The 22,484-nt window shown below is 38.2% G+C and carries 30 protein-coding genes and 1 tRNA gene; 16 read left to right on the forward strand and 15 right to left on the reverse strand.

Translation table 11 applies throughout. The annotated features are described in order from the left end of the window. Nucleotides 1-117: 117 nt before the first annotated feature. Nucleotides 118-1,053 carry an integrase gene (locus TES1_RS03315; RefSeq protein WP_144080591.1) on the forward strand — a complete coding sequence of 312 codons (936 nt, stop codon included), beginning with the start codon at nucleotides 118-120 and terminating at the stop codon, nucleotides 1,051-1,053. Nucleotides 1,054-1,069: 16 nt separating this feature from the next. Here the strand turns inward: TES1_RS03315 and TES1_RS03320 are convergent, their stop codons facing one another. Both TES1_RS03320 and TES1_RS03325 read right to left on the reverse strand, forming a co-directional pair. Next, a complete protein-coding gene (locus tag TES1_RS03320) occupies nucleotides 1,070-2,002 on the reverse strand; it encodes a nucleotidyl transferase AbiEii/AbiGii toxin family protein (protein WP_042680194.1) in 933 nt (310 codons plus the stop codon). Beyond that, a complete protein-coding gene (locus TES1_RS03325) occupies nucleotides 1,980-2,621 on the reverse strand; it encodes a type IV toxin-antitoxin system AbiEi family antitoxin domain-containing protein (protein WP_042680196.1) in 642 nt (213 codons plus the stop codon). Before TES1_RS03325 ends, TES1_RS03320 begins: the two co-directional genes overlap by 23 nt. Before the next feature lie 478 nt (nucleotides 2,622-3,099). Between TES1_RS03325 and TES1_RS03330 the strand changes: the two genes are divergently transcribed. Further along, nucleotides 3,100-3,900 (forward strand): DUF835 domain-containing protein, encoded by an 801-nt coding sequence (locus TES1_RS03330; RefSeq protein WP_042680198.1) that lies wholly within the window; start codon nucleotides 3,100-3,102, stop codon nucleotides 3,898-3,900. Nucleotides 3,901-3,934: 34 nt separating this feature from the next. Here the strand turns inward: TES1_RS03330 and TES1_RS03335 are convergent, their stop codons facing one another. Then, nucleotides 3,935-4,621 carry a DUF257 family protein gene (locus tag TES1_RS03335; protein WP_042680200.1) on the reverse strand — a complete coding sequence of 229 codons (687 nt, stop codon included), beginning with the start codon at nucleotides 4,619-4,621 and terminating at the stop codon, nucleotides 3,935-3,937. 353 nt (nucleotides 4,622-4,974) lie between these two features. Here TES1_RS03335 and TES1_RS03340 point away from each other — a divergent pair, with 353 nt between their 5' ends. The 4 genes from TES1_RS03340 to TES1_RS03355 all read left to right on the forward strand — a co-directional run bounded on the left by TES1_RS03340 (nucleotide 4,975) and on the right by TES1_RS03355 (nucleotide 6,829). Further along, nucleotides 4,975-5,544: a hypothetical protein gene (locus TES1_RS03340; protein WP_042680202.1), complete on the forward strand. Its 570-nt coding sequence runs from the start codon at nucleotides 4,975-4,977 to the stop codon at nucleotides 5,542-5,544. Nucleotides 5,545-5,597: 53 nt separating this feature from the next. Further along, nucleotides 5,598-6,029: a PrsW family glutamic-type intramembrane protease gene (locus TES1_RS03345; RefSeq protein WP_158505949.1), complete on the forward strand. Its 432-nt coding sequence runs from the start codon at nucleotides 5,598-5,600 to the stop codon at nucleotides 6,027-6,029. 177 nt (nucleotides 6,030-6,206) lie between these two features. Continuing rightward, nucleotides 6,207-6,500: a hypothetical protein gene (locus tag TES1_RS10905; RefSeq protein WP_144080592.1), complete on the forward strand. Its 294-nt coding sequence runs from the start codon at nucleotides 6,207-6,209 to the stop codon at nucleotides 6,498-6,500. Between the two features lie 5 nt (nucleotides 6,501-6,505). Beyond that, complete coding sequence (locus tag TES1_RS03355; RefSeq protein ID WP_042680210.1) at nucleotides 6,506-6,829, forward strand: hypothetical protein; 324 nt, start codon at nucleotides 6,506-6,508, stop codon at nucleotides 6,827-6,829. Here TES1_RS03355 and TES1_RS03360 read toward each other — a convergent pair. Beyond that, nucleotides 6,819-7,286 carry a hypothetical protein gene (locus TES1_RS03360; protein ID WP_042680212.1) on the reverse strand — a complete coding sequence of 156 codons (468 nt, stop codon included), beginning with the start codon at nucleotides 7,284-7,286 and terminating at the stop codon, nucleotides 6,819-6,821. The two genes, TES1_RS03355 and TES1_RS03360, sit on opposite strands and share 11 nt — an antisense overlap. Nucleotides 7,287-7,375: 89 nt before the next feature. Between TES1_RS03360 and TES1_RS03365 the strand changes: the two genes are divergently transcribed. The 4 genes from TES1_RS03365 to TES1_RS03385 all read left to right on the forward strand — a co-directional run bounded on the left by TES1_RS03365 (nucleotide 7,376) and on the right by TES1_RS03385 (nucleotide 9,505). Then, nucleotides 7,376-7,732 carry a hypothetical protein gene (locus TES1_RS03365; protein ID WP_042680214.1) on the forward strand — a complete coding sequence of 119 codons (357 nt, stop codon included), beginning with the start codon at nucleotides 7,376-7,378 and terminating at the stop codon, nucleotides 7,730-7,732. 333 nt (nucleotides 7,733-8,065) lie between these two features. Further along, nucleotides 8,066-8,320 carry a hypothetical protein gene (locus tag TES1_RS03375; RefSeq protein WP_042680218.1) on the forward strand — a complete coding sequence of 85 codons (255 nt, stop codon included), beginning with the start codon at nucleotides 8,066-8,068 and terminating at the stop codon, nucleotides 8,318-8,320. Between the two features lie 152 nt (nucleotides 8,321-8,472). Beyond that, entirely contained in the window at nucleotides 8,473-8,934 is a 462-nt protein-coding gene (locus TES1_RS03380; protein WP_042680220.1) for a hypothetical protein, read from the forward strand. A gap of 133 nt (nucleotides 8,935-9,067) precedes the next feature. Beyond that, nucleotides 9,068-9,505 carry a hypothetical protein gene (locus tag TES1_RS03385; RefSeq protein WP_042680222.1) on the forward strand — a complete coding sequence of 146 codons (438 nt, stop codon included), beginning with the start codon at nucleotides 9,068-9,070 and terminating at the stop codon, nucleotides 9,503-9,505. A gap of 507 nt (nucleotides 9,506-10,012) precedes the next feature. Here the strand turns inward: TES1_RS03385 and TES1_RS03390 are convergent. Then, nucleotides 10,013-10,090 (reverse strand) — tRNA-Glu (locus tag TES1_RS03390). An 87-nt stretch (nucleotides 10,091-10,177) separates the two neighbouring features. Between TES1_RS03390 and trm5b the strand changes: the two genes are divergently transcribed. After that, nucleotides 10,178-11,170 (forward strand): tRNA (guanine(37)-N1)-methyltransferase Trm5b, encoded by a 993-nt coding sequence (gene trm5b, locus TES1_RS03395; RefSeq protein WP_042680224.1) that lies wholly within the window; start codon nucleotides 10,178-10,180, stop codon nucleotides 11,168-11,170. Here trm5b and TES1_RS03400 read toward each other — a convergent pair. From TES1_RS03400 to TES1_RS03445, 10 genes are all read right to left on the reverse strand, one after another. Next, entirely contained in the window at nucleotides 11,167-11,871 is a 705-nt protein-coding gene (locus tag TES1_RS03400) for a nucleotidyltransferase domain-containing protein (RefSeq protein ID WP_042680226.1), read from the reverse strand. The genes trm5b and TES1_RS03400 overlap by 4 nt on opposite strands. A gap of 5 nt (nucleotides 11,872-11,876) precedes the next feature. Further along, nucleotides 11,877-12,344 (reverse strand): DUF192 domain-containing protein, encoded by a 468-nt coding sequence (locus tag TES1_RS03405; protein WP_042680228.1) that lies wholly within the window; start codon nucleotides 12,342-12,344, stop codon nucleotides 11,877-11,879. 72 nt (nucleotides 12,345-12,416) lie between these two features. Then, nucleotides 12,417-12,983 (reverse strand): 2-oxoacid:ferredoxin oxidoreductase subunit gamma, encoded by a 567-nt coding sequence (locus TES1_RS03410; RefSeq protein ID WP_042680230.1) that lies wholly within the window; start codon nucleotides 12,981-12,983, stop codon nucleotides 12,417-12,419. Then, nucleotides 12,980-13,825 (reverse strand): 2-oxoacid:ferredoxin oxidoreductase subunit beta, encoded by an 846-nt coding sequence (locus TES1_RS03415; protein ID WP_042680232.1) that lies wholly within the window; start codon nucleotides 13,823-13,825, stop codon nucleotides 12,980-12,982. The genes TES1_RS03410 and TES1_RS03415 overlap by 4 nt, the downstream gene beginning before the upstream one ends. A 3-nt stretch (nucleotides 13,826-13,828) precedes the next feature. Next, complete coding sequence (locus tag TES1_RS03420) at nucleotides 13,829-14,992, reverse strand: 2-oxoacid:acceptor oxidoreductase subunit alpha (RefSeq protein WP_042680234.1); 1,164 nt, start codon at nucleotides 14,990-14,992, stop codon at nucleotides 13,829-13,831. Then, entirely contained in the window at nucleotides 14,989-15,501 is a 513-nt protein-coding gene (locus TES1_RS03425) for a 2-oxoacid:ferredoxin oxidoreductase subunit gamma (RefSeq protein ID WP_042680236.1), read from the reverse strand. Before TES1_RS03425 ends, TES1_RS03420 begins: the two co-directional genes overlap by 4 nt. Continuing rightward, complete coding sequence (locus TES1_RS03430) at nucleotides 15,491-16,354, reverse strand: 2-oxoacid:ferredoxin oxidoreductase subunit beta (protein WP_042680238.1); 864 nt, start codon at nucleotides 16,352-16,354, stop codon at nucleotides 15,491-15,493. Before TES1_RS03430 ends, TES1_RS03425 begins: the two co-directional genes overlap by 11 nt. Nucleotide 16,355: 1 nt before the next feature. Beyond that, complete coding sequence (locus tag TES1_RS03435) at nucleotides 16,356-17,543, reverse strand: 2-oxoacid:acceptor oxidoreductase subunit alpha (RefSeq protein ID WP_042680240.1); 1,188 nt, start codon at nucleotides 17,541-17,543, stop codon at nucleotides 16,356-16,358. A gap of 2 nt (nucleotides 17,544-17,545) precedes the next feature. Further along, nucleotides 17,546-17,803 (reverse strand): 2-oxoglutarate ferredoxin oxidoreductase subunit delta, encoded by a 258-nt coding sequence (locus TES1_RS03440; RefSeq protein WP_042680242.1) that lies wholly within the window; start codon nucleotides 17,801-17,803, stop codon nucleotides 17,546-17,548. A 237-nt stretch (nucleotides 17,804-18,040) separates the two neighbouring features. Continuing rightward, nucleotides 18,041-19,009 (reverse strand): archaeosine biosynthesis radical SAM protein RaSEA, encoded by a 969-nt coding sequence (locus tag TES1_RS03445; protein ID WP_042680243.1) that lies wholly within the window; start codon nucleotides 19,007-19,009, stop codon nucleotides 18,041-18,043. 118 nt (nucleotides 19,010-19,127) lie between these two features. Between TES1_RS03445 and TES1_RS03450 the strand changes: the two genes are divergently transcribed. The 5 genes from TES1_RS03450 to TES1_RS03470 all read left to right on the forward strand — a co-directional run bounded on the left by TES1_RS03450 (nucleotide 19,128) and on the right by TES1_RS03470 (nucleotide 22,484). Continuing rightward, nucleotides 19,128-19,712 carry a DUF996 domain-containing protein gene (locus TES1_RS03450; RefSeq protein ID WP_042680245.1) on the forward strand — a complete coding sequence of 195 codons (585 nt, stop codon included), beginning with the start codon at nucleotides 19,128-19,130 and terminating at the stop codon, nucleotides 19,710-19,712. A gap of 64 nt (nucleotides 19,713-19,776) precedes the next feature. Further along, nucleotides 19,777-20,562 carry a 5'/3'-nucleotidase SurE gene (gene surE / locus TES1_RS03455; protein WP_042680247.1) on the forward strand — a complete coding sequence of 262 codons (786 nt, stop codon included), beginning with the start codon at nucleotides 19,777-19,779 and terminating at the stop codon, nucleotides 20,560-20,562. A 54-nt stretch (nucleotides 20,563-20,616) separates the two neighbouring features. Further along, entirely contained in the window at nucleotides 20,617-21,240 is a 624-nt protein-coding gene (snatA, locus tag TES1_RS03460; protein WP_042680249.1) for a neutral amino acid NAAT transporter SnatA, read from the forward strand. Between the two features lie 122 nt (nucleotides 21,241-21,362). Further along, nucleotides 21,363-21,707: a translation initiation factor eIF-1A gene (gene eif1A / locus TES1_RS03465; protein WP_042680251.1), complete on the forward strand. Its 345-nt coding sequence runs from the start codon at nucleotides 21,363-21,365 to the stop codon at nucleotides 21,705-21,707. A gap of 6 nt (nucleotides 21,708-21,713) precedes the next feature. Continuing rightward, complete coding sequence (locus TES1_RS03470) at nucleotides 21,714-22,484, forward strand: serine protein kinase RIO (protein WP_042680253.1); 771 nt, start codon at nucleotides 21,714-21,716, stop codon at nucleotides 22,482-22,484.

The raw sequence follows: 22,484 nt of genomic DNA on the forward strand, positions 1-22,484 counted from the left end.
TAAAGCTGGTGTAGTAAGGTCTCGTTTTATAAACAGCCTCTTAAGGTGGGCTCTTTTTGGAGAAGAGCCTTCTAGAATAGTGAAGTTGCTTGTAAAACAGCAGATAGAAGGTTTTTGGTGCCCCGGCCGGGATTTGAACCCGGGGCGCGGGCTCGAAAGCGGTTTTTGGAGAATTTAGAGAGTTTGTCATCGGCTATTGAGCTAATAGACCCAGCAGAAGGCTTGTTCCCCTCTACAAACCCTCTATCATCTCAGGGATGGGTGAGAAACTCAAAGAAATTCCAGCGATACTTGAGGTCGAAAGTCACTGAAGAGACAGTGCAGCAATATATGAGTGGGCTCACAAGATTTTTTGCCAAATACAAAAAGATTGAAGGATCTCTTGATCTAAAAGAGAAAATTAGCGATGCTACAAAACCAACCCAATTAGCAATGCGTAACTACATTCACTTTTTGTATTATGACAAACAGATAACAAGACTAGAGAGAGATGAACTACTTGAAGTCATTAAAATTAAAAAGACAGGAATTAGGACAATATTCATTTCAGATGATGACATTATCGAAGCATTTAAAGTTATTACAACTCGTCGGGCAGAGAAATACAGACCAATATTTTTGCTAACACTATATAGTGGTGCTAGACTACGTACGATCATTAGGGCAGTAAACAATTTTGACGTCACAAAAATAGTGAAAATAGACAATGAACTGGGGAGATACGAAATAAATAACATTAACTCTAACAAAAAAGAATTCTACATTTATGCACCAATTGAATTGTTTTTAGAAGCATCAAAATATCAATATGATTACAAACTCGCAAGAAAGAGGATAACGTATGGAAATGTTTCCGCAAATACCTTGAGAAAATACTTCTATACAAAAGCAACAGAGTTAGGGATTCCTGAGGGAGTAATAGACTTCATACAATCACGATCCACAAAATCAGTAGGGGTACTGCATTATCTCGACAAAGTAAAACTCGCGGACAAATATTACCCAAAAATTTTTAATGCAATCAGAGAAGTGCTTCGCGAAGCAAAAAAGTAGCAATACCTCTTTCCAGTTATTTTTCACTAATTTTCGATCCAATTGCATTAATCTGCTTGGACAGTTTTTCCAAAAACTTTTTGAAATCTTCGGCATTAAACGGAATATTTAGCAAAAATAGCTCTTCTCCTGTTGCAGTAGCTTCAAGGAATGAAATTGACTGTATAATCTTTTGAAAGTTAATAGAGTACCTTTCAAATTTTAGTGCAAATCGAAGCTTTTGAGTTATCTCCCCAATATAATCTTCGATGCTCAGACCTGCTTCTTTTTCGAGATAGTACAAATCGTAAATGTCTCTAAATTTCACCTTCTTTCGAGTTAAAAGTGCTCTAACTTTTTCTGTTAGAATCTCCCGCAGATCATATGCAGAAACAGGGACATCAGAGTAATCCTCAAGGAATTCTGAGAAATATGCCTTCTCCTCCTCACTCACTTGAACATCTGAAAGCAGGGATTTAGCACTAACATTTTTGGGCCCAAAAAGGAGCGTTTCTACGAAGTTAACTTGAATCTTTATCATCTCACGCATGAGTCCTTCAGGATAATACAGCTTGAAAGTAATCATTCTAGATCCTCCGCCAAATTCTACATAATTCCTATCCCCCAAATCTGCTTTAAATTCTAGATCCCTTTTACTGGCAATGCTCTCAATTAGCTCTGCAAGTTTTATAGCTTCAGCTTTGAGTTCCCTTTCTCGGCTTCGTCTTGAAAGCTCTATCCATGTTTGAGGATTTCTACTTGTAAAGTCCAAATCAACACTGAAGCGATAGTAACCGAGATAACATTTAATCAAGCATGTCCCTCCTTTGAAGAGATAGTTGGTAGAAAAGTACTCATTTGAGTATAATTCTCTCAAAATGGAATGCAGAATGATGTCTTTTCGTATGAGATTTCCCTTTTTAATTCCTGTTTTTTGGATTATAAACTCAACAAATTCCCTCTCGTTCATGCTTTAAAACCTCCCTCTGTACACTTTTTGGGTATTTCTCTATGTAGCTACATAAAATAGCCCAGTTAATCTTGTCTCCGTATTCTACTAAAATCTCCTCTGCATGTGGTTTGAGCCGTTTGTTGTACCTTGAGAGGTATATGAAGTCTAGGATTGTTTTTTCAGGATCTGAAAACTTTATTTCGTCACTTTTGATTATTCCAAAAGTGGCTAAAGCTGGTTTTATTTTTACAAATTTGACATTCTCTCCAAGAATTTTAACTGTTTTTGATCGGATTACTTTGTCATTGAGGATGAATATCATGTTGAAATATTCGTGAGTCATGCCATTGAGCCTCAAGGCTGTAAATAGCCCATAGTACCATATCAAATTGAGCTTGTTGAGCCCTTTTGCAATTACTCTAAATACATCAGGAGCCCGTTTTAATCCAATTTCTTCAATCGTTTTAACGTAATATACCCCTCTGAGAACTCTAATTATATAGCCTCGGGATAGCAGGTAATTGACAAAATAATTAATGTCAATATTAAACCTCTCACTAACCTCTTTCAGCTCATCTTTTGTAACGGCACTACCTCCAAATCTTGAGATTATGTACCTAATTGCGAGTCGTCTCATGTTTCAAGTTGTTGAACAATCATATAAAAAATTATTGGTTGTTCAACAAAACATGGATTGATTACTATATAAAGTTTAAACAATGGGAATAATATCTAAAAACAACAACCTCAAACTCTAAACTGCGAGAAGTGAAGTACAGCCTCTGTGTCCTGTTTGTTGTGTCTTTTTAATAAAAACATAAAACATATAGTTTTAAAACCTTGAATTATCGAATCATATAATAAACAAGAACCGTAAAAAATAAATATTTCTACACATATCATAGCATATCGATAGAAATTTTATGATGCTTGAGGTGTATCCCTATGACAAAAGACTCAATAATTCAAGAACAAGAATATAGGAAAGTTTGGAGCTCCCATTGGAGGCGGGAAGATGACTAATCTGACATTGTTCTATAATGCTGATGTGCTAGGGGATAGAACTCCAAGAGCTTTGTCATTATCTAATAGTATTGAAGACAAAGGGAGGGAGTATGCAGGGAGTTGTTCAAATTCTTGGAGTTATTGAGCATTTCTTGTTAACAATTGCTCTTTTTGCTACTCTGTACATTTTCTATATTTCCATGAAAAATGAGCGGACTAGGGAATTTTACTTGATTCTAGTGGCAATATTGTCAATTTTTACAAGTATTGTCAGTGAAGTTTTATTGACTCTTTTCAATTCAATATCTTCAGCTATGAGAATCATCGTGGAAGGAAATGCTATTCTGGCATCACTTTTGTTATTAATTAGTCTTCTAAAAATAAAACAAAAATGCACCATAATTAAATTTGAATTTCCAGCTATAACTCTTGGGGGGAAAGAGATCAATATTACTCCGGGTTTGTTGTTGTTAGAGGCGAATGAGAATAATGCAGTGCTTGTTTGTAAATTGTCCAAAGACAGGAAAAGTTTGATTATTAGTAGGAGGAGAGAAGGTTATTGGAAGTCTCTAGGGTGTAATGCCCTAGTGATTTGGCTGAGCAAAATTGAGAATGTTAGAAATGTCGTCAATCCTAGAAATCTAGAGTATTTGAACCATCTCATTGTTCAGTTCATGAAAGAAGAGGGAGAGAAGTTCGTCTTTTTGGATGGGCTTGAGTACTTGATTCTTGAAAATGGTTTTGAAAGAGTTTTCAAATTTTTGACAACACTAAAAGACTATTCGCTCCTCAACAACACCATGATTGTAATAGAGGTTAGTTCAGATACTCTAGATAAAAAAGAAGTAGCATTATTAACTAGAGAGTTTCATAGACTTCATGAAAATATACAGCAAAAAAGAGGAGCATAAAAACACAATACTAAAAAGCTATTTACGATGAGTATCATCTTGCCAAGTATTCTTGAAGTTCTTGGGCTTTAACTTTAATTTCCCGTCCATACTCACTAAAGTCTACAGATTTGGTGATTCTGAGTGTTATCTCTCCTTCTTTGAGTTCAACGTCAAAAACTCTACTTGCAATTTCTGTCCATTCTAAAACTGTTTTTTTGTCCAATAGGGAAGTATTCAAGAATATGACCCCAGTCGTATTTTTATCGCCTAAAAACGGGCGAACTACCATTCCAAAAAAGTTCCCAGTTTCAAGAGGGTTCCTCTCATACAGCTTTAGCAATTTTTCAGTACCTATGACTATTCTCATAACATAACCTTTCTCTTCTTGGATTTTTCTGAAGGTTTCAATGTAATGTTGCCTCCAAATTGGAAGGTCTTCTTCTAGATCAACTCTCCTGATAATATTCCCTGTATGTAGAACACCGCCAAGTTTTATTACTTGAGCCTCATCAATAATACTTGTGTCTATCCCCACAAGTTCCAGATGAGCTTTAAAGACATGAAGCTGGTCTACTGCATCAATTATTACGAATGGAATGTTGCTTTGTTTTAGATATTTCAGGAAAATGTAGAAAATTAGATGTATTGGCTCATTTGAAGTATATTCAACAAGGAGTATCTCTCCTCTCTGGATGGTTTTTGCATAGTCAAATATTGAAGACTCAAATCTCTCACTCATAGAGTCACCACCTCTCGCTGGGGTTTAGCCTTTTGAAAAAATTAGTTGCTTGATGTTAAAAAAAGTTTTTAGAAAAGTTTTTCAGGATTCTGAAATTTGTGCAATTTTTAAAAGATATATCAGTTTTCTTGATATAATCATTTGGTTTTAATTTTGGGATAATGTTATTCCTGTGCAATTTTGCTTGCACAGCACACACATGCAATATATCAAAAAATTTGATATTTAGGAGACACATTCGCAAACCACAACTCAAACCCCATATCAAAAAATTTATAAACAGTTTTGACATTATTAATATTGCGTGAGGCGCACTCAATAAAGTACTTCTCAAAACACCCGAAGGTGGGTGTATGCTCGGAACAAAAATGAAAAATTCTAAATCTAAAAAGAAAATATGGAAGCCCCGCGCAGCTATATATTTTGATAGAAACTACACCCCAAACACTTTCGAAGATATTTTAGAACAAATCTTTCCAAACCACAAAAGAAGACAAGCTATAGCATTGTTCCTAATAAACAAACTCAAAAAAACTCCAATTCCAGCAGAAGAATGGATTTTAACAGAATGTGAGTATCTAATTTGGGAAGCAGATAATATACCATACAGCACAATAAACAAAGAGAAAGCAGAAGAACTCTTTGAGTATGCCCAAGATGTTTATAACGACCTTGAAATCAGCAACACCAAAAGAAATAAACTCATCATGGCGAAAGCAGAAGAGCTGGATTTAAACCTCTCTGGAATAAACACACAATTTTGGATAGTCAAGAGAGTTCTAAATGATTTGAGAATAATTTACAAGAAAGATAGAGTGTACTATTTGAGTAAAAAGGGTTTTTCCAAACTCCTCAAAAGAATAGCCGACATTACAGAGGATTATTTGCTCGACATTGAGGAGGAGTACGAGGAGGAGTTTTGATGAGTACTGCTATAGTGCTCGAATCTAAAAATCGAAACAATTTTGATTTTGTCATGCTATTCCACATGCTAATAATATTTGGAGTATTTATTGACCCAAAGATCGCTGCAGCTATAAACACGAGAGTACTAATGCATTTTGGCGAACTAGTGGTCGGAATTACTGCAGGATTCGTCGAGGAGTTTTTAAAAATTTTTAGTGCTTTATTGCTCTATTACATGTTCAAAAACTCGATAAACGCCCCAGCAGTGCTTTATGGTATTGCAATTGCTTCACTATTCGCTATGTATGAAGGCCTAATGGTATACTATAATACGTTTGACACACTCACTTTGAGAATAATAACGCACACTCTCTATACGGGTGTCTATTTTGAAATCGTACACTCAAGAAATAAACACCCTCTCATGGGGTATCTAGCAAGCGCATTGCTGCATGCCCTCTACAACACGAGAGCCTATCTAATAACAGTGGGGGGAACTTGAATGTTCTTGGGTATTCCCCACTCTTCTCTAAAAATACGGCTTCCGACATCCCTGATCGTATTATTTGCCTCTTTAGTTTTAATATTTGTAGGATTCGGTGTTGATACTGTCCTAATACATTTTTTGAGTGACAGTGGCAAACCAACACTCTTGCTATTGCTTTTAGTGGGTCCATACATGGAAAACCTAGAGCTCTTCGAAATCCTCGGTAAAATCTTCATGAAGAATAACTTCAGCAAACAAAAGGCAAGCATCATCTTGCTGAGTGTTACGACAGTTGAAAGTCTTGTCATAGCAAAATATTTTTCAGTCACTCCCCTGTATAGTTTATTGAACATTTTGGCTACGTGGTATTTTATAGAATACCTCTATACTTTCAGAGATACTAGGATTATCGATGCAGCAGCAAATGCAATACACTTTCGCTGTATTGTTCAATTCCCACTGGTATTATATTTAACATATGGGTGAGCAGAATGATTAGAGGCGAGTTGTACGTGAAATACTCAAAGGAGAAAATATTAGGGGGTTATTTCAGAAACAAAAAACATCTACTCGAGCATTTTGTTAAAGTCCTCTCTGCAATTACTCCACAGGTAGTCACAAAAGGGGAAATCATTTCCTTTGAGGTTTCTAAACAAGACAAATATTTCATGAGAGACATTCTGAAAGAGCGTTTTAAAAGCAATGAGTTCAAGGACAAGATCGAGAAAGCAGACGACTTCGTACTGTTTTATGACAACAAAAACCATAACGTCTTTGCAGTAGTCCTAATTTTTCAAGATAAAGTCAATAGGTAGAAGAGTAGCGTGAAGAGCTTGTATAAAGTGATAACAGCACATCAAGTGCTTTATCCTTTAATTCTTCATCTTTAATATAATTTTTTATGAGATTGTATACCCCCTCATAGTCATAATACCACGCACGTATATACCTGACGTTTTCTCCAACCCAATCTTTGGAAGTTAGTGTTGGCTTTTTTCTCAGCTCTTCATCCTTCAAAATCTTCACAGAGCGTGAATATAGAGCAACTCCTGCATTCTGTAATAGGGCGTTAAATTTGTGATATTCTTTTTTTGTGTTAAATCTCTTGTAAATCAGCCTTGATGGGACAACTAAACACTTTTTCTTTTTCCATTTTAGCATGAAAATTGTGTTCTCTGTCCTCGTCCTTGGCTCAAAGCTTTTTGCTTCTTCAATTAGGATTAAAGCAAGAATGGTTGCAGCCTTCTCAAGGTTCCTCTCGAGCGCCTCCATTCTATGGCACCTTGTTACTTTTTGTCGTGTAGATAGTTAAACTTTATTGAAAAAACATTATTAATGTTCTGCGCGCTTTCTATATTGCTATGATTGTTAATGATGCCATAAATTCTAAAAAGTTCATACTTTATGCCTTGCCGGATACGGATAATAATGAAATAGTGGCAAAGAAAGTTTTTGAGATCAAGACGGGCGACATCATAAAAACAGCACGCGATGCAAGAAATGTTCTTCAGGTGTTCTATAACACTGACTACAGTATTTGTGTGCATTTTTGTTCAAAGGAAGACCCAACGTTTCAAAAACTCAAATCCACCCTCTTTAGAATTTCTAAAGTTAGAGAGGTGCTGAAGGGAGATATGATAATACTGTATTGTATAAAATATTGGGTGGTTGGATTTGGCATTGTTGTTGGGGAACAGAAATTCATTTCTAATATGTGACAATTCTCGTAACTTTTAATTTTTAACAGTGTCATCAATGGTATAGTGCTTCTGTGATTGTTGTGGGGCTACTTTATGCCTTTAGTTCTAAACAACTTGGATATGTGGAGAAGATGTCCAAGACGAAGAATAAGAATATCAAAAAGATAAAATTGTCAGATATTATGAGAGATTTTGAGGCTTTTGAGCAGTATAAAGATGAAATCTGGGATTTAATCAAAAAAGGAGAAATAGAAGTAGACGAGCCACTTCTGTTGTTAGTGTTGAAAGCATATTTGTAGTGTTCCTGTTTTAATTTTTACAAAGCTTTTCAAGATGTCTTGGAGTTATACAGTGATTATTTGCAAAGAAAAAACAATAGAAGGTAAAGAACTTGAGGAATATCAAAAATGGATTGAAATAGACTGTACCATTATTATAGCATACAAGATGCGTGGATATTTGTTTTGGCATCCTCACTTTAGAAGATGGTACCAATGGTGTGAAGCAATGCGAGCCCATGCAAGACAATACTTTGACTTTACACCTATTTCAAGACAGTTTAGGGGGTCATTAAAAGATACTAATGAATTACATAATGTCGATTGACTCTTTGAACAAGCTTGATAATGCTATTATTTTAAAGCGCTTGAGTGAGAATGAAAAATCATGTCCTCACATGGACAGTAAACGTTATCTTTTGAAAACTATTTAGTTGTGAATGGTGAGAAGTACTGCTTGGTGCATTCTCATACAACTTTTTGCACAATATACTATCGGATAATCTTGCAAAAATAAATTTTAGAAATAATGAGATTATTATCAAGAAAGAAGACTTTGAGAAAGTTGTAAAACGTTATTTTGAGGATGTTGAGCCCTTTGAAGAAGAGTTTATAGAGGACATTAAAAGGGAAGGTTTGTTAAAGGAGTATCGTGAGAATGAGTATGTACTCTTTGCCGATCGAGTGTTTAAAACTCTGGTTCCAGATTTGGAAAACATACTTCTTTTTCTCAAGAATGCTCTTTCAGGTACAAGTGGAAGTGTTGTCATAGAGAGTGATGAGGAGAGCATGGTGGGTTTTATGTACTATATCAATGCGGTTAAAGAAGTAGCATTTAAAAAAAGAGAGGGAATGCCTGTGAGTTATGAGATAACTATTGATGTTAATGAGGTCAAAAAAGCAATAAATGAGCTTTATCCATTTTTAAAACATAGGAACTAATTCTCAAAATCTCAAAGATACTGTAGAAAATGTGTTATTAACGGAATATCTTGTCTTTGTTGAATTAATATTGTTGTGTGGGTGAATATTAATAAACAATAAACACTAAAATTCCTAGACAAGGTGGTGAATCATGAGCAAACGCTCTGTTCTCCCTAAAATGGAATCTGAAATGTGGAGACCTTTAGCATACATCTATAGAGAAAATAAAGCAATGGTGGAGTATATAATAATTGGGAATACTAGGCCAAAATTAGAAGAAGTTGTGCATTTGGGGATGAAGTTTGCAAGGAAGATACTAGAACTCGAAGATCTCGAAGGAATGCCAATTCATGTTGGCAAATATTTATATTTAATTCCCGAAAGCGACCAAAAAAGAGATGGAGATCATAAATATATTCTCTATACCCATGTGATTCTTCTAAACGATGATGAGCTCCTTCTTGAAGATGTTTATGCTACACTGGACATAATCCCTGTCGAGAGTGGAAAAAGAATACGTTTGATTTTCACGACTCCCGTAGGGTTAATATTTGACTTGCATATTATAAAAGAGAAGGATTCATGGTAGTGTGTTTGAAGTAGGGTACTCGAATAGAGTTGTGAAATCTTTGGAAAGTGATGTTGTTAATTTGTTCTCTAAAGATATTCGCTTTAATTAAATAATTACGTAATTACATAATTAAATAGTTTTTGATTATAAATTTTGATTTTCTCAAGTTCATCGCAAAATCTCGTTAATTTCATTGTGGAGGAGTGGTTGATTTTGGTTAACTCTTTATTGGCTTGTAATTTACTTGGCATCTGTTTTTGTAGATTACTAAAGTTTTAAATAATTTAATGTTCAATTTTTGTTCAAGAATTGTACAAAAGGTGTTCAAAATGCGGCGAAGAAAATGGGGTGGAGAGTTTGTCGATGTCCATGTGCAGCTCCCGAAGTGGCTTGTTCGCAAAATAAAGGACAGTGGGTTTTATTTGGGTGAGTTTCTAGAAAATGCGGCTATTTTATTGCTTGAAAGTCTTTATAATGGGGCAGTTTCCAGAAATGGAGGCTCAGAATTCTCTATTAACGAAATTATGGTGCCCCGGCCGGGATTTGAACCCGGGGCGCGGGCTCGAAAGGCCCGCATGTTTGACCGGGCTACACCACCGGGGCGTCCAATATCTTAAGCCTTAAGTCCATTTAAAAAGTTTTCGTTCACAATTCTTTTAAATTCACATTTCCCTCTGGATTTGATGGAAAATGTTTGGAGTTAAAGTTCACAAACTTGAGGGCGAAAAAGTCAGGAGAAAGCTTATTGAGCTTGGTATTCTGGATAAAGAACACAAAGTTAAGCGAGATGGAGAGTTTCTGATTTTCCCTGTAAAAGAGAAAGTCGAAGGATTTGAAATTGTTGAGACAGAATTTGAGCTAGTTGAAAAGAGACCCCACAGCTATCGGGAAGTCGTTAATGTTCCGGAACACCTGAAGCTTCTCTTGCCCTCTTCTTTTGACATAATTGGTGATATAGCAGTAATTGAACTTCCAAAGGAGCTCATGCAGTATGGAAATCAAATTGGAGAGGCAATTTTAAAAGTTCATAAGCATATAAAAGCTGTTTTTGCAAAAGGAAGTGCTGTTTCTGGAGAGTTTAGAGTTAGAGAGCTTATTCATTTAGCGGGGGAAGAGAGGACAGAGACCCTGCATAAAGAAAATGGAATAAAGCTTAGACTGGATATTGCGAAAGTTTATTTTTCCCCTCGTTTGGCCACAGAAAGAATGAGAGTCTTTAAGAAAGCTAAAGAAGGAGAAATAGTCTTCGATATGTTTGCTGGTGTCGGCCCTTATTCAATTTTGCTTGCAAAAAAAGTTAGACTTGTTTTTGCATGCGACATCAATCCTTGGGCGATAAAATATTTAGAAGAAAACAAGAGGCTAAATAAAACGCCCAATATAATTCCAATCCTGGGAGATGTAAGAAAAGTTGCTGAACAAATTAAAGCTGATAGAGTAATTATGAACCTCCCAAAGTTCGCACATGAATTTTTAAGAGAGGCTATGCTGAGTGTAAAGAGCGGAGGAATAATTCACTATTATGGATTTTCCCATGAAGATAACTTGTTTGATGAACATGAAGAGAAAATCAAAACTGTTGCAAGAGAGCTTGGAAAGAGCGTTGAATTCTTGGAGAGAAGAAAAGTAAGACCCTATGCTCCCTATCAGTATAATATTGCTATTGATTTTAGGGTGTTCTAACGTAAAATGTCAAATTGCTCCAAGGGGGAGCCTGAAGAAGCTTTTTTAATTTTCTCGATCCTTGCTTCTATGAATTTTACTAGGGATTCTTCATCAAACTTAAGCTTTCTCCCGTCTAGATAAGCCTTGTATATCTCAAGAACCTCTTCATCTTGAATTTTCTCAAGAGCATTTACAATATCCTCCTTTCTGAGACTTTTTGCTCCATTAATCAGAGCTAAAAGTCTTGCGGTTTCTCCAGCCAATATATGCATCATCTTTCTATTTTCCCTGAATTTCTCGCTCAGCTCTAGAATTCTACCGGCTCTCCAGCTCAAAAGCTCCCTGAACTCATATCTTGGCAAAATATTAGCTATGTCATTACCATAAACGACAACGTGGTTTTCAAGAAAATCCTGTTGATAGATTGTCAAAAACTTGAAAGGAATACCTTTTAACAATGGATCGCTTATGTTTTCCAGATATTCCCATGCTAGGTCAACTTCAATAGCATTGGTCTTCTTGGCACAGTCTTCTAAGATTTGCCTGAGCTTTGGAATAACTGACTCATCTTTTAGTATCACAGCAAAAAAGTCCAAGTCACTTACATTTTCGATGAAATCCCCTCTTACAAATGACCCATAGAGGATCAGGGAATAAAGTTCGTTTTTTAGTCTAGTATCTTGAGAAATCCGCTTTTTAATGCACTCTAAAAACTCCATAACCCTCACGGCTCTTTAAGCTTTGGCTTTGGTTCAGCTAAACCTATCGTCCCGTTAATCTTTTTAAATGAGACTCCATTAATAACGTTGCTTGGTGAGGGTACAGCTTTTTCCATTTCATTCTCCACTATCCAGCTTATTTTATCTCCGATTTCCACATCAAGAGCTTTGATAATCCCAATAGGTCCTTCAATGATATATTTTGCAGCGTCTCTGGGTATATAAACACGCCATGGTTTTGCTTTTTTGAAATCAACAACCTCTTTCGCTGAGTTCAGAAATATAACGTCAATGGTTTGAAACATAAAGAACATGTGTATTGAGGCGTTTGTCCTTGTTTCAGCTGGCAGAATAAATACAAGGGCATAATTTACATTAGGAGTGAGCATTAATCCTTTAAACCGTTTGAAAAAGGTGTCTGCTAATTTAACTTTTCCGTGCCAGACTTTGTTCTTGGTTTCGTTGATCAGCATGTTCTATTATTGAGAGCCAGGATTGATAAAGTTTCCGCGAAGGAGAATCAAAAAGAAAACAGAAAAATAGAATTAAAGCTCCCCTTTCAAGGCTTTCTCTCCAAGTTCAAAGCCCTTATGGAGTGCTTTCAGATTTATCTGCTCTGTTCCTTTTGGAACAGCATCCAGAACGGCCTTTTCTATGGCTTCTTTGCTAACAATTCCAGTAAGCGCTACAAAAAGCCCTAATGTTAAAATGTTCATTGTTAAACTCAACCCAGTAGTTTCCTCTGCAATCTCAGTAAGCGGGAAAGCATAAACTTTGAGCTTGAGGTTTTTCTCAACTTCTTCATTTCTATGGGGAATTAAATCTCTTTCAAGGATCAGCACAGCTCCTTCTTTCAGCTGACTGAGATACTTGGAATAAGCCTCCTGAGAGAGGAATATTGCATAATCCGGGTGCAGAGTTTTCGGATAATCAATTGGCTCATCACTTATAACCACTTCAGCTCTGCTTGCTCCTCCTCTGGATTCTGGACCATAAGATTGGGTTTGCACAGCGTAAAGACCTTCATAAACTGCTGCAGCTCTTCCAAGGATTACACTTGCTAAAATGACACCTTGACCACCAAAACCGCTGATGAGGACTTCTTTCCTCATTCTTCCCACCCCATCATTTTCTTTGCCCTTTTCTTGTACTCTTCATATTCTTCATTCAAGCTCGGCCTGTCTCTGTCAACAAACTCGCCAATAACAATCTTGTCTTTAAGCTCTTCTGGACTCATGTTCTTTGCCTTGCTTATCGGTACTGTAATCTTGTTGTACCACTTTATCAGCTCTGGAGCGGTTTTCATTCTGTTTCTCCTTCCAAAGCTGATTGGACATGGTGAGAGGAACTCAACCAAGCTAAAGCCTTTCTTTTGTAACGCTTTCTTTATGCTGTTTATCCCTTGGACATAATTAAAGACCGTCCATCTCGCGACATAGTTTGCCCCAGCAGCGACAGCTAGTTCAGCGATGTCAAAAGGATTCTCAAAGCTCCCATATGGAGCGGTTGTTCCCCTCAAACCCTTTAAGGTTGTTGGGGCTACTTGTCCTCCAGTCATTCCATAAGTGAAGTTGTTAATCAAAATCACGGTAACATCAAGATTTCTTCTGATTGCATGAATGAAGTGGTTCCCACCAATTGCTGCCGTATCACCGTCACCCATAAATGCTATAACTTTCAGATCTGGATTTGCCATCTTTATTCCAGTAGCAAATGCTAAAGCTCTTCCGTGAGTTGTGTGAAGACCATCAAAGTCAACAAATCCAGGAACTCTCGATGAACATCCAATTCCACTCACCCAGACCACTTCATCTTTGCTCCAGCCAAGCTCATCAATTGCTCTAAGCGTATATTGTAAAACTGAACCAATACCACAACCGGGACAGAAAATCGTTGGAAGCATATCCTTTCTCAGATATTTGTCCCTTATCTCATAGCTAAGCTTAAAGCGCATACTTCACACCCCACATTCGCACTTTTTAACCTCTCTAACAATTTCTTGAGGTGTATGAACTTCTCCACCAATTTTTGGAATAAGATCAACTCTTGCCTTTCCATTTGCTCCCTCTTTAACAAGATGATATAACTGACCAAGGTTCATCTCAGGAACGTAGATTGCATGAACCTGCTCTGCTATTCTTTCAATCATATCGAAGTCAAATGGCCAGACAACGTTGAGCTTAAGTAGTCCAGCTTTAATGCCCTCACTACGGAGTATTTTCACAGCCCTGACTGCAGAACGGGCAACTATTCCATAGCTTATTATAGCAACTTCGGCATCATCGAGTTCAAAAGTTTCATAATCAATTATGTCCTTCTTGTTCTTCTCAATCTTGTTTACGATTCTCTCAATAAGCTTGCGGTGAATTTCGGCATCAACTGTCTTTGGCCTCCCTTTCTCATCGTGGGTGAGTCCAGTGACATATGTGCGATATCCCTTTCCAAAGATTGGCATTGGAGGTATCAAATCGCCGTGAATATCGCCAAATGGATACTTTGCCTCTTCTTCATTTGCTGGTAACTTGCGGTAAACTAATTCTATATCTTCCGGATTTGGTATGTCAACTTTTTCACGCATGTGTCCAACCTCAGCATCTGTAAGCAGAATAACAGGAGTCCTATATTTTTCAGCTAAGTTGAATGCTCTAATGGTCATATCAAAAGCTTCTTGAACTGTTGCTGGGGTTAACACTATTAAACTGTGGTCTCCGTGAGTTCCCCAAATTGCTTGCATGACATCTCCCTGTGCTGCTAAAGTGGGCTGACCAGTTGATGGTCCGCTTCTCTGGACATCAACAACAACTATTGGAGTTTCAGTCATGATTGCATAACCCAAGTTTTCCATCATCAAACTAAAGCCTGGACCACTTGTGGCAGTCATGGCTTTAGCCCCAGCCCATGAGGCACCAATAATAGCGGCGATGCTTGCTAACTCATCTTCCATTTGGATACTTACACCATCAACGAGAGGCATGTAGAGAGCCATTGCTTCAAAAATCTCACTTGCAGGTGTTATTGGATAGCCAGCATAAAAACGACAGCCAGCTAAAATAGCTGCCCTTGCTATGGCTTCATCACCTTGTATAAAATCACTTTTGCCAACGGGAAATGGATATCTCATTTCAATCCCTCCTCATAACCAACTCTAAAAGCTTTCAAATTAATCTCTTCAGTCCCTTTCGGGACTCTCCTCCTTATAGCTTCTTCAACGCTCTCGTTCTTAACAATCCCAGTCTTGGCAACTAAATATCCGAGAGCAACCATGTTTACGGTTAGAGCAATTCCTGTTGTTTCCTCAGCAATCCTCGTGAAAGGTGCACCTATAAACTCCCTATCAGGCTTAACTAAATCCGTGTCAATTATCAAAAGCCCATCTTCTTTAAGTGAGTCTTTTGTAGTATCATAGCCGAGCTGAGCCAAAGCCACAAGAACGTCAGCTTTTGTGACAATTATGTCATAAATAGGGTCTCTTGAGATAATTACATCCGCCACAGAGTGTCCTCCTCTCGAAGCCGAGCTATAATCCTGAGTCTGAACAACGTTTAACCCCTCAATCGCAGCGGCTTCGCCCAAAATTACACCGGCCAAAACAACACCCTGTCCTCCTATACCTGCCAGCCTAATCTGCATCTTCATCACCCAGACCAAACTGCTCGGCAACTTCATCAATCAGTTTGTTAAGCTCTTCCGTAAACTCCGGTCTTTGTCTGCTGACAAATTCACCGATGATAAATTTATCCTCAAGCTCTTCTGGACTCATGTTCTTGGCTTTACTTATTGGAACGCTGTTTTTCATAAACCATCTTAACATTTCAGATGGCTCTTTCATCTTATTCCTCCTTCCAAACTGAACTGGACACTGTGAGATGACCTCAACGAGTGAGAAGCCTTTCACTTGGAGAGCTTTCTTTATGCTCTCTATAAGCTGGTAAACGTGAGCTGTTGTCCATCTTGCAACATAGCTTGCTCCTGCTTCAGCTACAACTTCAGCTATGTTTAAGGGATGCTCAATGTTTCTGTAAGGTGTTGTTGTCGTTTTGGCACCAAAGGGTGTTGTTGGAGCAACCTGACCACCAGTCATTCCATAGATGAAATTGTTCACCAAGATGACTGTTATGTCAATATTTCTTCTCGCAGCGTGGATGAGATGATTCCCACCGATTCCAGCTAAGTCGCCGTCTCCACTTATTACAACGACTTTTTTATCTGGTAGGCCAACTTTAACACCTGTTGCAAAGGCTATTGCTCTCCCGTGGGTTGTGTGAAGAGTATCAGCCAGGAAGTATGGTGACGCAATCCAAGCTGAACAGCCAATTCCGCTCACAACAACCAAATCCCTTGGGTCAATCTTGAGCTGGTCAATTGCATTTGCAAAGGCATTAAGAACAGTTCCACCACCACAGCCGGGGCATAGGGCTGTAGGTAAAGCCTCTTTTCTCAGATATTTTGCCATTTTATATCTGGTGTAAATCTCCTTGGCCATCTCACACACCCCTTATCTCGCGGAGAATTTCTTCAACCGTTAAAGGAACTCCACCGATCTTGTTAACCCCTTTTAGAATTACATCATCATTTACATAGCGCTGCACTTCGAGGATTAGCTGTCCAAGGTTCATCTCTGGGACGATAATTGCTCTGACTTTCTTTGCAAGCTCTTTAACTTTTTTACCTGGGAACGGATGAACAGTCTTTGGAATGAAGAGTCCAACTTTTATGCCCTCTTCTCTTGCCTTGAGAACAGCACCAAGGGATGGTCTTGCTGAGACCCCCCAGCTTATTACGAGGATTTCCATATCATCGGTGAAATACTCTTCCCACTTCTCTATCTCCTTTTCGTGCTTCTTAATCTTCTTGTGCAAACGGTTTACAAGTTTTATATGTACTTCAGGTGTGTAAACGTCCCTCAGACCTGTCTCCTTGTGAGTTGAACCTGTTACATGAGTAAAATAACCGTGACCAAAGAGAGGCATCGGTGGAACAAGGGAGCCATCAACATCTCCAAATGGATATTTTGCTTCCTTCTCATTTTTGGGGAGCTTTCTGTAAACTATCTCAACTTCTTCTGGATCGGGAATTCTTATCTGCTCCCTTGTATGTCCAATTACGCCATCAGCGAGAAGAACAACTGGGATTCTGAGCTTTTCGGAAATATTAAATGCTCTTATCGTTTCCCAGAATGAGTCTTCAACACTTATTGGCGAAATAGCAACAATTGGATGGTCCCCATGAGTCCCCCATCTTGCTTGGAAAAAATCTCCCTGGGCACCTTTTGTTGCTTGTCCAGTTGATGGTCCGCTTCTCTGGACATCAACAACAACTATTGGAGTTTCAGTCATGATTGCATAGCCAAGATTTTCCTGCATTAGGCTGAATCCAGGGCCACTTGTTGCAGTCATTGATTTTAATCCGGTCCAAGATGCCCCTATAATAGCGGCAATACTTCCAATCTCGTCCTCCATTTGGATGTAATAACCTCTAACTTTTGGCAACTCTCTTGCCATTGTCTCGGCAATTTCACTTGCAGGTGTTATTGGATAGCCTGCGTAGAATCTACAGCCTGCGAAGATTGCTCCGTAGGCTATTGCCTCATCACCTTGCATGAAATAGTTCCCCTTAGGGTAAAGCTTTTTCAGAAGGGCAATTTGCTCTGGTTCATCGCCTCGAATAATCATAATTACCACCTAACAGCTATAGCAAAGTCAGGGCAAAGTAGTTCACAGAGTTTGCACCTTACACACTTGTCAGCGTGAACTGGAACCGGGTAATGCACACCCTTTTCGCTCAGCTCTTTGCTCCATTCAAAGACCTTTCTTGGGCAGAGCTCAACGCAGATTCCACAGCCTTTGCATAGAAAAGTGTCAACGTCAATTTCTACGTTTTCGGTCTTCCCTATCACAAGATAGTTTTCCTTTTTAATTTCGACATCTGCCATAATCATCACCTGCAAATCGCTCAGAATTTTTACGTATGTAAAACATTTAAAGCTTTCGAAAACCAAAAGTGTGGTATTGTCTAGATCAGACACTATTCATCCTTGTGCATTAAAAAAAGAATTTTAAGAGTTTATTTGGCAGTTTTGACAATGCAAATGAATACTTTTTAAAAAAGTTTTGTAATAAAGTTATTTTGCAAATGTAAAGGGCTAATCTAAATTTCTTCTTGAGAAACATCAGTAAGTGATCAACTGCCAATCTAGAATTCCTTCTTGGACTATATAACTCCACTCAGCTTTGCATTTGTGGTCAAGATTCTTAAGATATTTAAGTTCTTGAGTTGCCGAAAACTTTCTTATTGCATCAGCAATCATCTTATCGCATTCCCCACAATTGTGAGGACCCCTCTTTGAACCAGCACCTACTGGATCACTGAGGATTCTCTTTTTTGGATATGTCTTTTTGGCCCATTTTAAAACCTCAACAACGCTCCACAACCATGGAGGTCTGTACTCATTTTTCTCCCAAAGTCTTTCATATGTGGTTCCTTTTTGAATATTTGTGACGTTTATGGAAAATGTGTCTGTATAGGGTGCTGCCATCTTTATACTCTCTTTTATATCTTCAATTCCATCTCTTTCGCTTAAGAAAATCGGCTTTAAGAGGAGATATGTTTTAACTTTTGCACCAGCACTTCTTATCTCTTCACTGGCCTTAACAAACTGCTTGAAGGTGTTTCCCTTATTTATGCTTACATCAGCTATGTTATCGTTTGCAGTCTCAAGGCCAATAGCAACTTCAAAATGTTTATCCCCAACAATATCGGCAAGCTCCTTAACAGCATCGTATCTCACGAGCTCTGACCTTGACTCAATCACAATTTCCTTAATATTATTATATTCAGCCAAAAGTTTGAAGATTTTCTTCCTTGTTTCTGGTTTAAGCTCACTGTTATCAAGAAAGCTTCCCGAAGTGAAAATTCTTACAGCAACTCTCTCTTTCCCTTCAATTTTCTTAAGGGCTTTTTCCACATATCTAACTATTTCCTCCTGGCTCCATGGATTTTTAGGCGCTGAAGCTGGATAAGAACACATATAACAAGCTTTTCCAATTCTATAGCGATAACATCCGATAGTTGGCAAGATTATGAATAATGCGACTCCTTTTTCTCCAGCAACATTGTCTTCGCTTGTCCAATAAGTCATTTTCTCACCTACCAAGGCATTGGAGTTTGGGTTTTTAAAGTTGCTGTGTTGTTTTTCAACTTATAAAGAGAAAAAGTTATATCTGTGGATTATGTAATTTAAACAGTGGTGAGTTGAAATGACTTTGAGTCAAGCAAAAACCTATGGTGGGGTTGGTGCAATTTTAGCCCTAATAGGTGGGGCAGTTCCAAAGCTAGGCAGTGTGTTGAGCATAGTTGGTATTGTGCTCATCCTCTTAGCTGTGAAAGAAATTTCAGATGAAGCTGGTGACGAAGCGATTTTCAAGAATTACTTGATTTCGTTTGTACTTCAGGTTGGTGCATTTGTTGCCTTGATAATTGCTATCATAGCAGTTCTAGGAACATCAATCATAGCAATGGGTGGTCCAAGGGCGTTTGAACATGAAATGCAAGATTTTGGAGCAATAATGGCAATCATAGGTAGCATTCTCGTCGGCTTTATAATATTCTGGATTCTGTTCTCGCTCGGCTCTTACTATCTCAAGAAGAGCTATGAACTGATAGCTGAGTACACAGGTGTTGATCTCTTTAAAACGACGGGATTACTTTATTTCATAGGTGCTCTGACTGCAATAATATTCATTGGACTGCTAATAATTCTTGTAGCGAGAATCCTTGAGATTGTGGCTTACTTCTCTCTTCCAGAGGAACTGCCATCTAAGCAGAGCGCAGTGATAACATAATTGTTTTTGTTTTTACCACATTTTCTTACCACAAATTTATAAGCAATTCTGAGGAGTTTAGTTCATGCCAAAGATACTCATAACGAACGATGATGGAATTAATTCAAGGGGAATTAAAGCAGCAGTTGAAGCCCTCCAGGGACTTGGAGATATCTATGTTATCGCTCCAATGTTTCAAAGGAGTGCAAGTGGAAGGGCAATGACTTTACATAGACCTCTCAGAGCCAAACGCGTGGCCATGGAGGGAGTTAGAGCAGCATATGCCTTAGATGGAATGCCTGTGGACTGTGTAATTTTTGCCTTGGCTCGTTTTGGAAGCTTTGACCTGGCAATTAGCGGAATCAATTTGGGCGAAAACATGAGCACTGAAATTACGATCTCCGGAACTGCAAGTGCTGCAATTGAAGCTGCGACTCATGGGATTCCGAGTATAGCGATAAGCCTTGAAGTTAATAGGGAGAAGCATAAATTCGGCCAGGGAGAGGAAATTAACTTCACAACAGCAAAATTCTTTCTGAGGAAAATTGCAGATGCCGTCCTTAGGAAAGGACTCCCCGAAGGTGTGGACATGCTCAACGTTAACGTTCCCTATGATGCAAATGAAAACACTCCAATGGATATTACACGCTTAGCAAGAAGAATGTATCAGCCATCAATTGAAGAACGGATCGATCCAAAGGGGACACCCTATTATTGGATTGTCGGGACACAGTGCCCAAAGGAAGTCCTCGAACCAGGGACCGATATGTATGTTGTAAAAGTTGAGAGAAAAGTCAGCGTAACTCCAATAAATATAGATATGACGGCCAAAGTGGATTTAGGACAATTAAAGAAGCACTTGGGAATTTAGATTTAATGCTTAACTTTTTAAAGTGCGATTAAACCTTCTTGGGGGGGATTAAGATTGATTGTGCTAAAACATCTACTCTATGCATATGCAGCACTGTTTGCGATTACGAATCCCATTGGAGCAGTACCAGTGTTTTTGAGCGTAACACATGGGGTTTCCTTACGGGATAGAGTTAGGATTGCTAAAAAAGTCATGATAACAGTGCTTTTAACATTGCTAACATTTGCTCTAATTGGGGAGTGGATATTCTCGTTTTTTGGGTCAAGTGTTGATGCTTTCTCTATTGCAGGTGGGATCTTACTCTTCAGAATGGCCCTTGACATGCTCAGTGGACAGATTTCAAAGGTTAAGATAAGCGAAGAAGAAGCAGAAGAGATAACGCTTGAGGATATTGCAATAATCCCATTAGCAATTCCCCTAATTTCTGGCCCAGGTGCAATAACAACTGTAATGCTCTACATGGCAAAAAGCCCAAGTGTAGTTGAAAAATCAATGGTTCTGCTAGCAGTCCTATTAGTTAGCATAACTACGTACTTAATTTTGCTTTCAGCAGATAAAGTTGAGAAGAAGCTCGGAAAGGTTGGAATTAAGGTCTTAACAAGAATGATGGGTTTAATATTAGCTTCAATTTCAGTTCAAATGGTCATAAATGGCATTAAAGGTGCTTTTGGAGTCTAATGACTAGAGTTCAGATGTATGCATGCAAAAATTTTTAAAGTCTCTCATCTATGTTTTTGTAGAAAATTTTTGCAAGGCTTATGCTTATAAATGCATAAGTTTAATCACTGGAGGTGATGCTCATGGCTAAGCCAAAAAGAGATAATAGGAAAGTTGAGGGTGATGAGGTTATTAGAGTTCCACTCCCAGAGGGAAACCAGCTCTTTGGAGTTGTTGAACAGGCTTTAGGAGCTGGATGGATGGACGTTAGATGTGAAGATGGAAAGATCAGAAGATGCAGAATTCCAGGAAGGCTTAAGAGGAGAATGTGGATTAAGGTTGGAGACTTAGTGATAGTTCAGCCTTGGCCTGTTCAAACTGACAAAAGGGGAGATATTGTATATAGGTATACAAAAACTCAAGTTGATTGGCTCATAAGAAAAGGAAAGATAAGTCAGGAATTCTTAACTGGCGGATTAATGTTGTGATGTTCTATGGACAGGTTAGATAGAGAGATTGCAGAAATACTCGGATTAGATGAGCGTAGAGAAAAAGACAGCGAACTGTTCAAAGTTTTCAGTGAAGTCTTTGATAAAACGACTGTTGAGACTTTAAGCTATTTCCACAGAAGGGGCAAAATAGAGCAACTTTTAGGAGTGATTTCAACAGGTAAAGAGGCAAATGTTTTTGCTGGAGTGGATAGCAGGGGCAATAAAATAGCAGTTAAAATTTACCGCACCTACACAACAGAGTTCAGAAGAATCTGGGAGTATTTGGCTGCAGATCCAAGAATTGGCTACCTTCCAAAAGACATTAGAAAGCTTGTCTTTGTCTGGACACGGAGGGAATTTAAAAATCTGCAGAGAGCTATGAAATATGCAGTTAGGGCACCAGAACCGATTGCTTTTCGCAATAATATCCTGATAATGGAGTTCATTGGGGATGAAAATCCAGCACCTCGTTTGAAGGATGTGGAAAAGGTGTTAGAAAAAAGGGACTTTGAAGAGCTTTATGAGTTTTCAATGAATGCAATAGAGAGACTCTGGAAGAGAGGAGATATGGTTCACGGAGATTTAAGTGAGTACAACATCTTGATTTGGGAGAAGCCTGTAATAATTGACTGGTCTCAGGCAACTGTAAAGAGGAATAGAATGAGTTTAACTTTACTATATCGTGATTTGAGGAATATCATCAATTACTTCGGTAGAAAAGGGGTTGCCGTTGATGATCTTGAGGAGAAGTTCAAAGAGCTAACAGGTGATTAA

This window comes from Thermococcus paralvinellae (genome assembly GCF_000517445.1).
Classification (GTDB): Archaea; Methanobacteriota_B; Thermococci; order Thermococcales; family Thermococcaceae; genus Thermococcus_B; species Thermococcus_B paralvinellae.

Excerpts from the sequence above, each read along its gene's own strand:
- trm5b (WP_042680224.1), top strand. The coding sequence starts at position 10,178 with ATGTTTGGAGTTAAAGTTCACAAACTTGAGGGCGAAAAAGTCAGGAGA.
- TES1_RS03360 (WP_042680212.1), bottom strand. The coding sequence starts at position 7,286 with ATGGAGGCGCTCGAGAGGAACCTTGAGAAGGCTGCAACCATTCTTGCT.
- TES1_RS03415 (WP_042680232.1), bottom strand. The coding sequence starts at position 13,825 with ATGCGCTTTAAGCTTAGCTATGAGATAAGGGACAAATATCTGAGAAAG.
- TES1_RS03330 (WP_042680198.1), top strand. The coding sequence starts at position 3,100 with ATGCAGGGAGTTGTTCAAATTCTTGGAGTTATTGAGCATTTCTTGTTA.
- TES1_RS03420 (WP_042680234.1), bottom strand. The coding sequence starts at position 14,992 with ATGAGATATCCATTTCCCGTTGGCAAAAGTGATTTTATACAAGGTGAT.
- TES1_RS03425 (WP_042680236.1), bottom strand. The coding sequence starts at position 15,501 with ATGCAGATTAGGCTGGCAGGTATAGGAGGACAGGGTGTTGTTTTGGCC.
- TES1_RS03450 (WP_042680245.1), top strand. The coding sequence starts at position 19,128 with ATGACTTTGAGTCAAGCAAAAACCTATGGTGGGGTTGGTGCAATTTTA.
- TES1_RS03385 (WP_042680222.1), top strand. The coding sequence starts at position 9,068 with ATGAGCAAACGCTCTGTTCTCCCTAAAATGGAATCTGAAATGTGGAGA.
- TES1_RS03335 (WP_042680200.1), bottom strand. The coding sequence starts at position 4,621 with ATGAGTGAGAGATTTGAGTCTTCAATATTTGACTATGCAAAAACCATC.
- TES1_RS03440 (WP_042680242.1), bottom strand. The coding sequence starts at position 17,803 with ATGGCAGATGTCGAAATTAAAAAGGAAAACTATCTTGTGATAGGGAAG.
- surE (WP_042680247.1), top strand. The coding sequence starts at position 19,777 with ATGCCAAAGATACTCATAACGAACGATGATGGAATTAATTCAAGGGGA.
- TES1_RS03345 (WP_158505949.1), top strand. The coding sequence starts at position 5,598 with ATGCTATTCCACATGCTAATAATATTTGGAGTATTTATTGACCCAAAG.
- TES1_RS03445 (WP_042680243.1), bottom strand. The coding sequence starts at position 19,009 with ATGACTTATTGGACAAGCGAAGACAATGTTGCTGGAGAAAAAGGAGTC.
- TES1_RS03320 (WP_042680194.1), bottom strand. The coding sequence starts at position 2,002 with ATGAACGAGAGGGAATTTGTTGAGTTTATAATCCAAAAAACAGGAATT.
- TES1_RS10905 (WP_144080592.1), top strand. The coding sequence starts at position 6,207 with ATGGAAAACCTAGAGCTCTTCGAAATCCTCGGTAAAATCTTCATGAAG.
- TES1_RS03435 (WP_042680240.1), bottom strand. The coding sequence starts at position 17,543 with ATGATTATTCGAGGCGATGAACCAGAGCAAATTGCCCTTCTGAAAAAG.
- eif1A (WP_042680251.1), top strand. The coding sequence starts at position 21,363 with ATGGCTAAGCCAAAAAGAGATAATAGGAAAGTTGAGGGTGATGAGGTT.
- TES1_RS03355 (WP_042680210.1), top strand. The coding sequence starts at position 6,506 with ATGATTAGAGGCGAGTTGTACGTGAAATACTCAAAGGAGAAAATATTA.
- TES1_RS03430 (WP_042680238.1), bottom strand. The coding sequence starts at position 16,354 with ATGGCCAAGGAGATTTACACCAGATATAAAATGGCAAAATATCTGAGA.
- TES1_RS03410 (WP_042680230.1), bottom strand. The coding sequence starts at position 12,983 with ATGAGGAAAGAAGTCCTCATCAGCGGTTTTGGTGGTCAAGGTGTCATT.
- TES1_RS03405 (WP_042680228.1), bottom strand. The coding sequence starts at position 12,344 with ATGCTGATCAACGAAACCAAGAACAAAGTCTGGCACGGAAAAGTTAAA.
- TES1_RS03365 (WP_042680214.1), top strand. The coding sequence starts at position 7,376 with ATGATTGTTAATGATGCCATAAATTCTAAAAAGTTCATACTTTATGCC.
- TES1_RS03400 (WP_042680226.1), bottom strand. The coding sequence starts at position 11,871 with ATGGAGTTTTTAGAGTGCATTAAAAAGCGGATTTCTCAAGATACTAGA.
- TES1_RS03470 (WP_042680253.1), top strand. The coding sequence starts at position 21,714 with ATGGACAGGTTAGATAGAGAGATTGCAGAAATACTCGGATTAGATGAG.
- TES1_RS03325 (WP_042680196.1), bottom strand. The coding sequence starts at position 2,621 with ATGAGACGACTCGCAATTAGGTACATAATCTCAAGATTTGGAGGTAGT.
- TES1_RS03340 (WP_042680202.1), top strand. The coding sequence starts at position 4,975 with ATGCTCGGAACAAAAATGAAAAATTCTAAATCTAAAAAGAAAATATGG.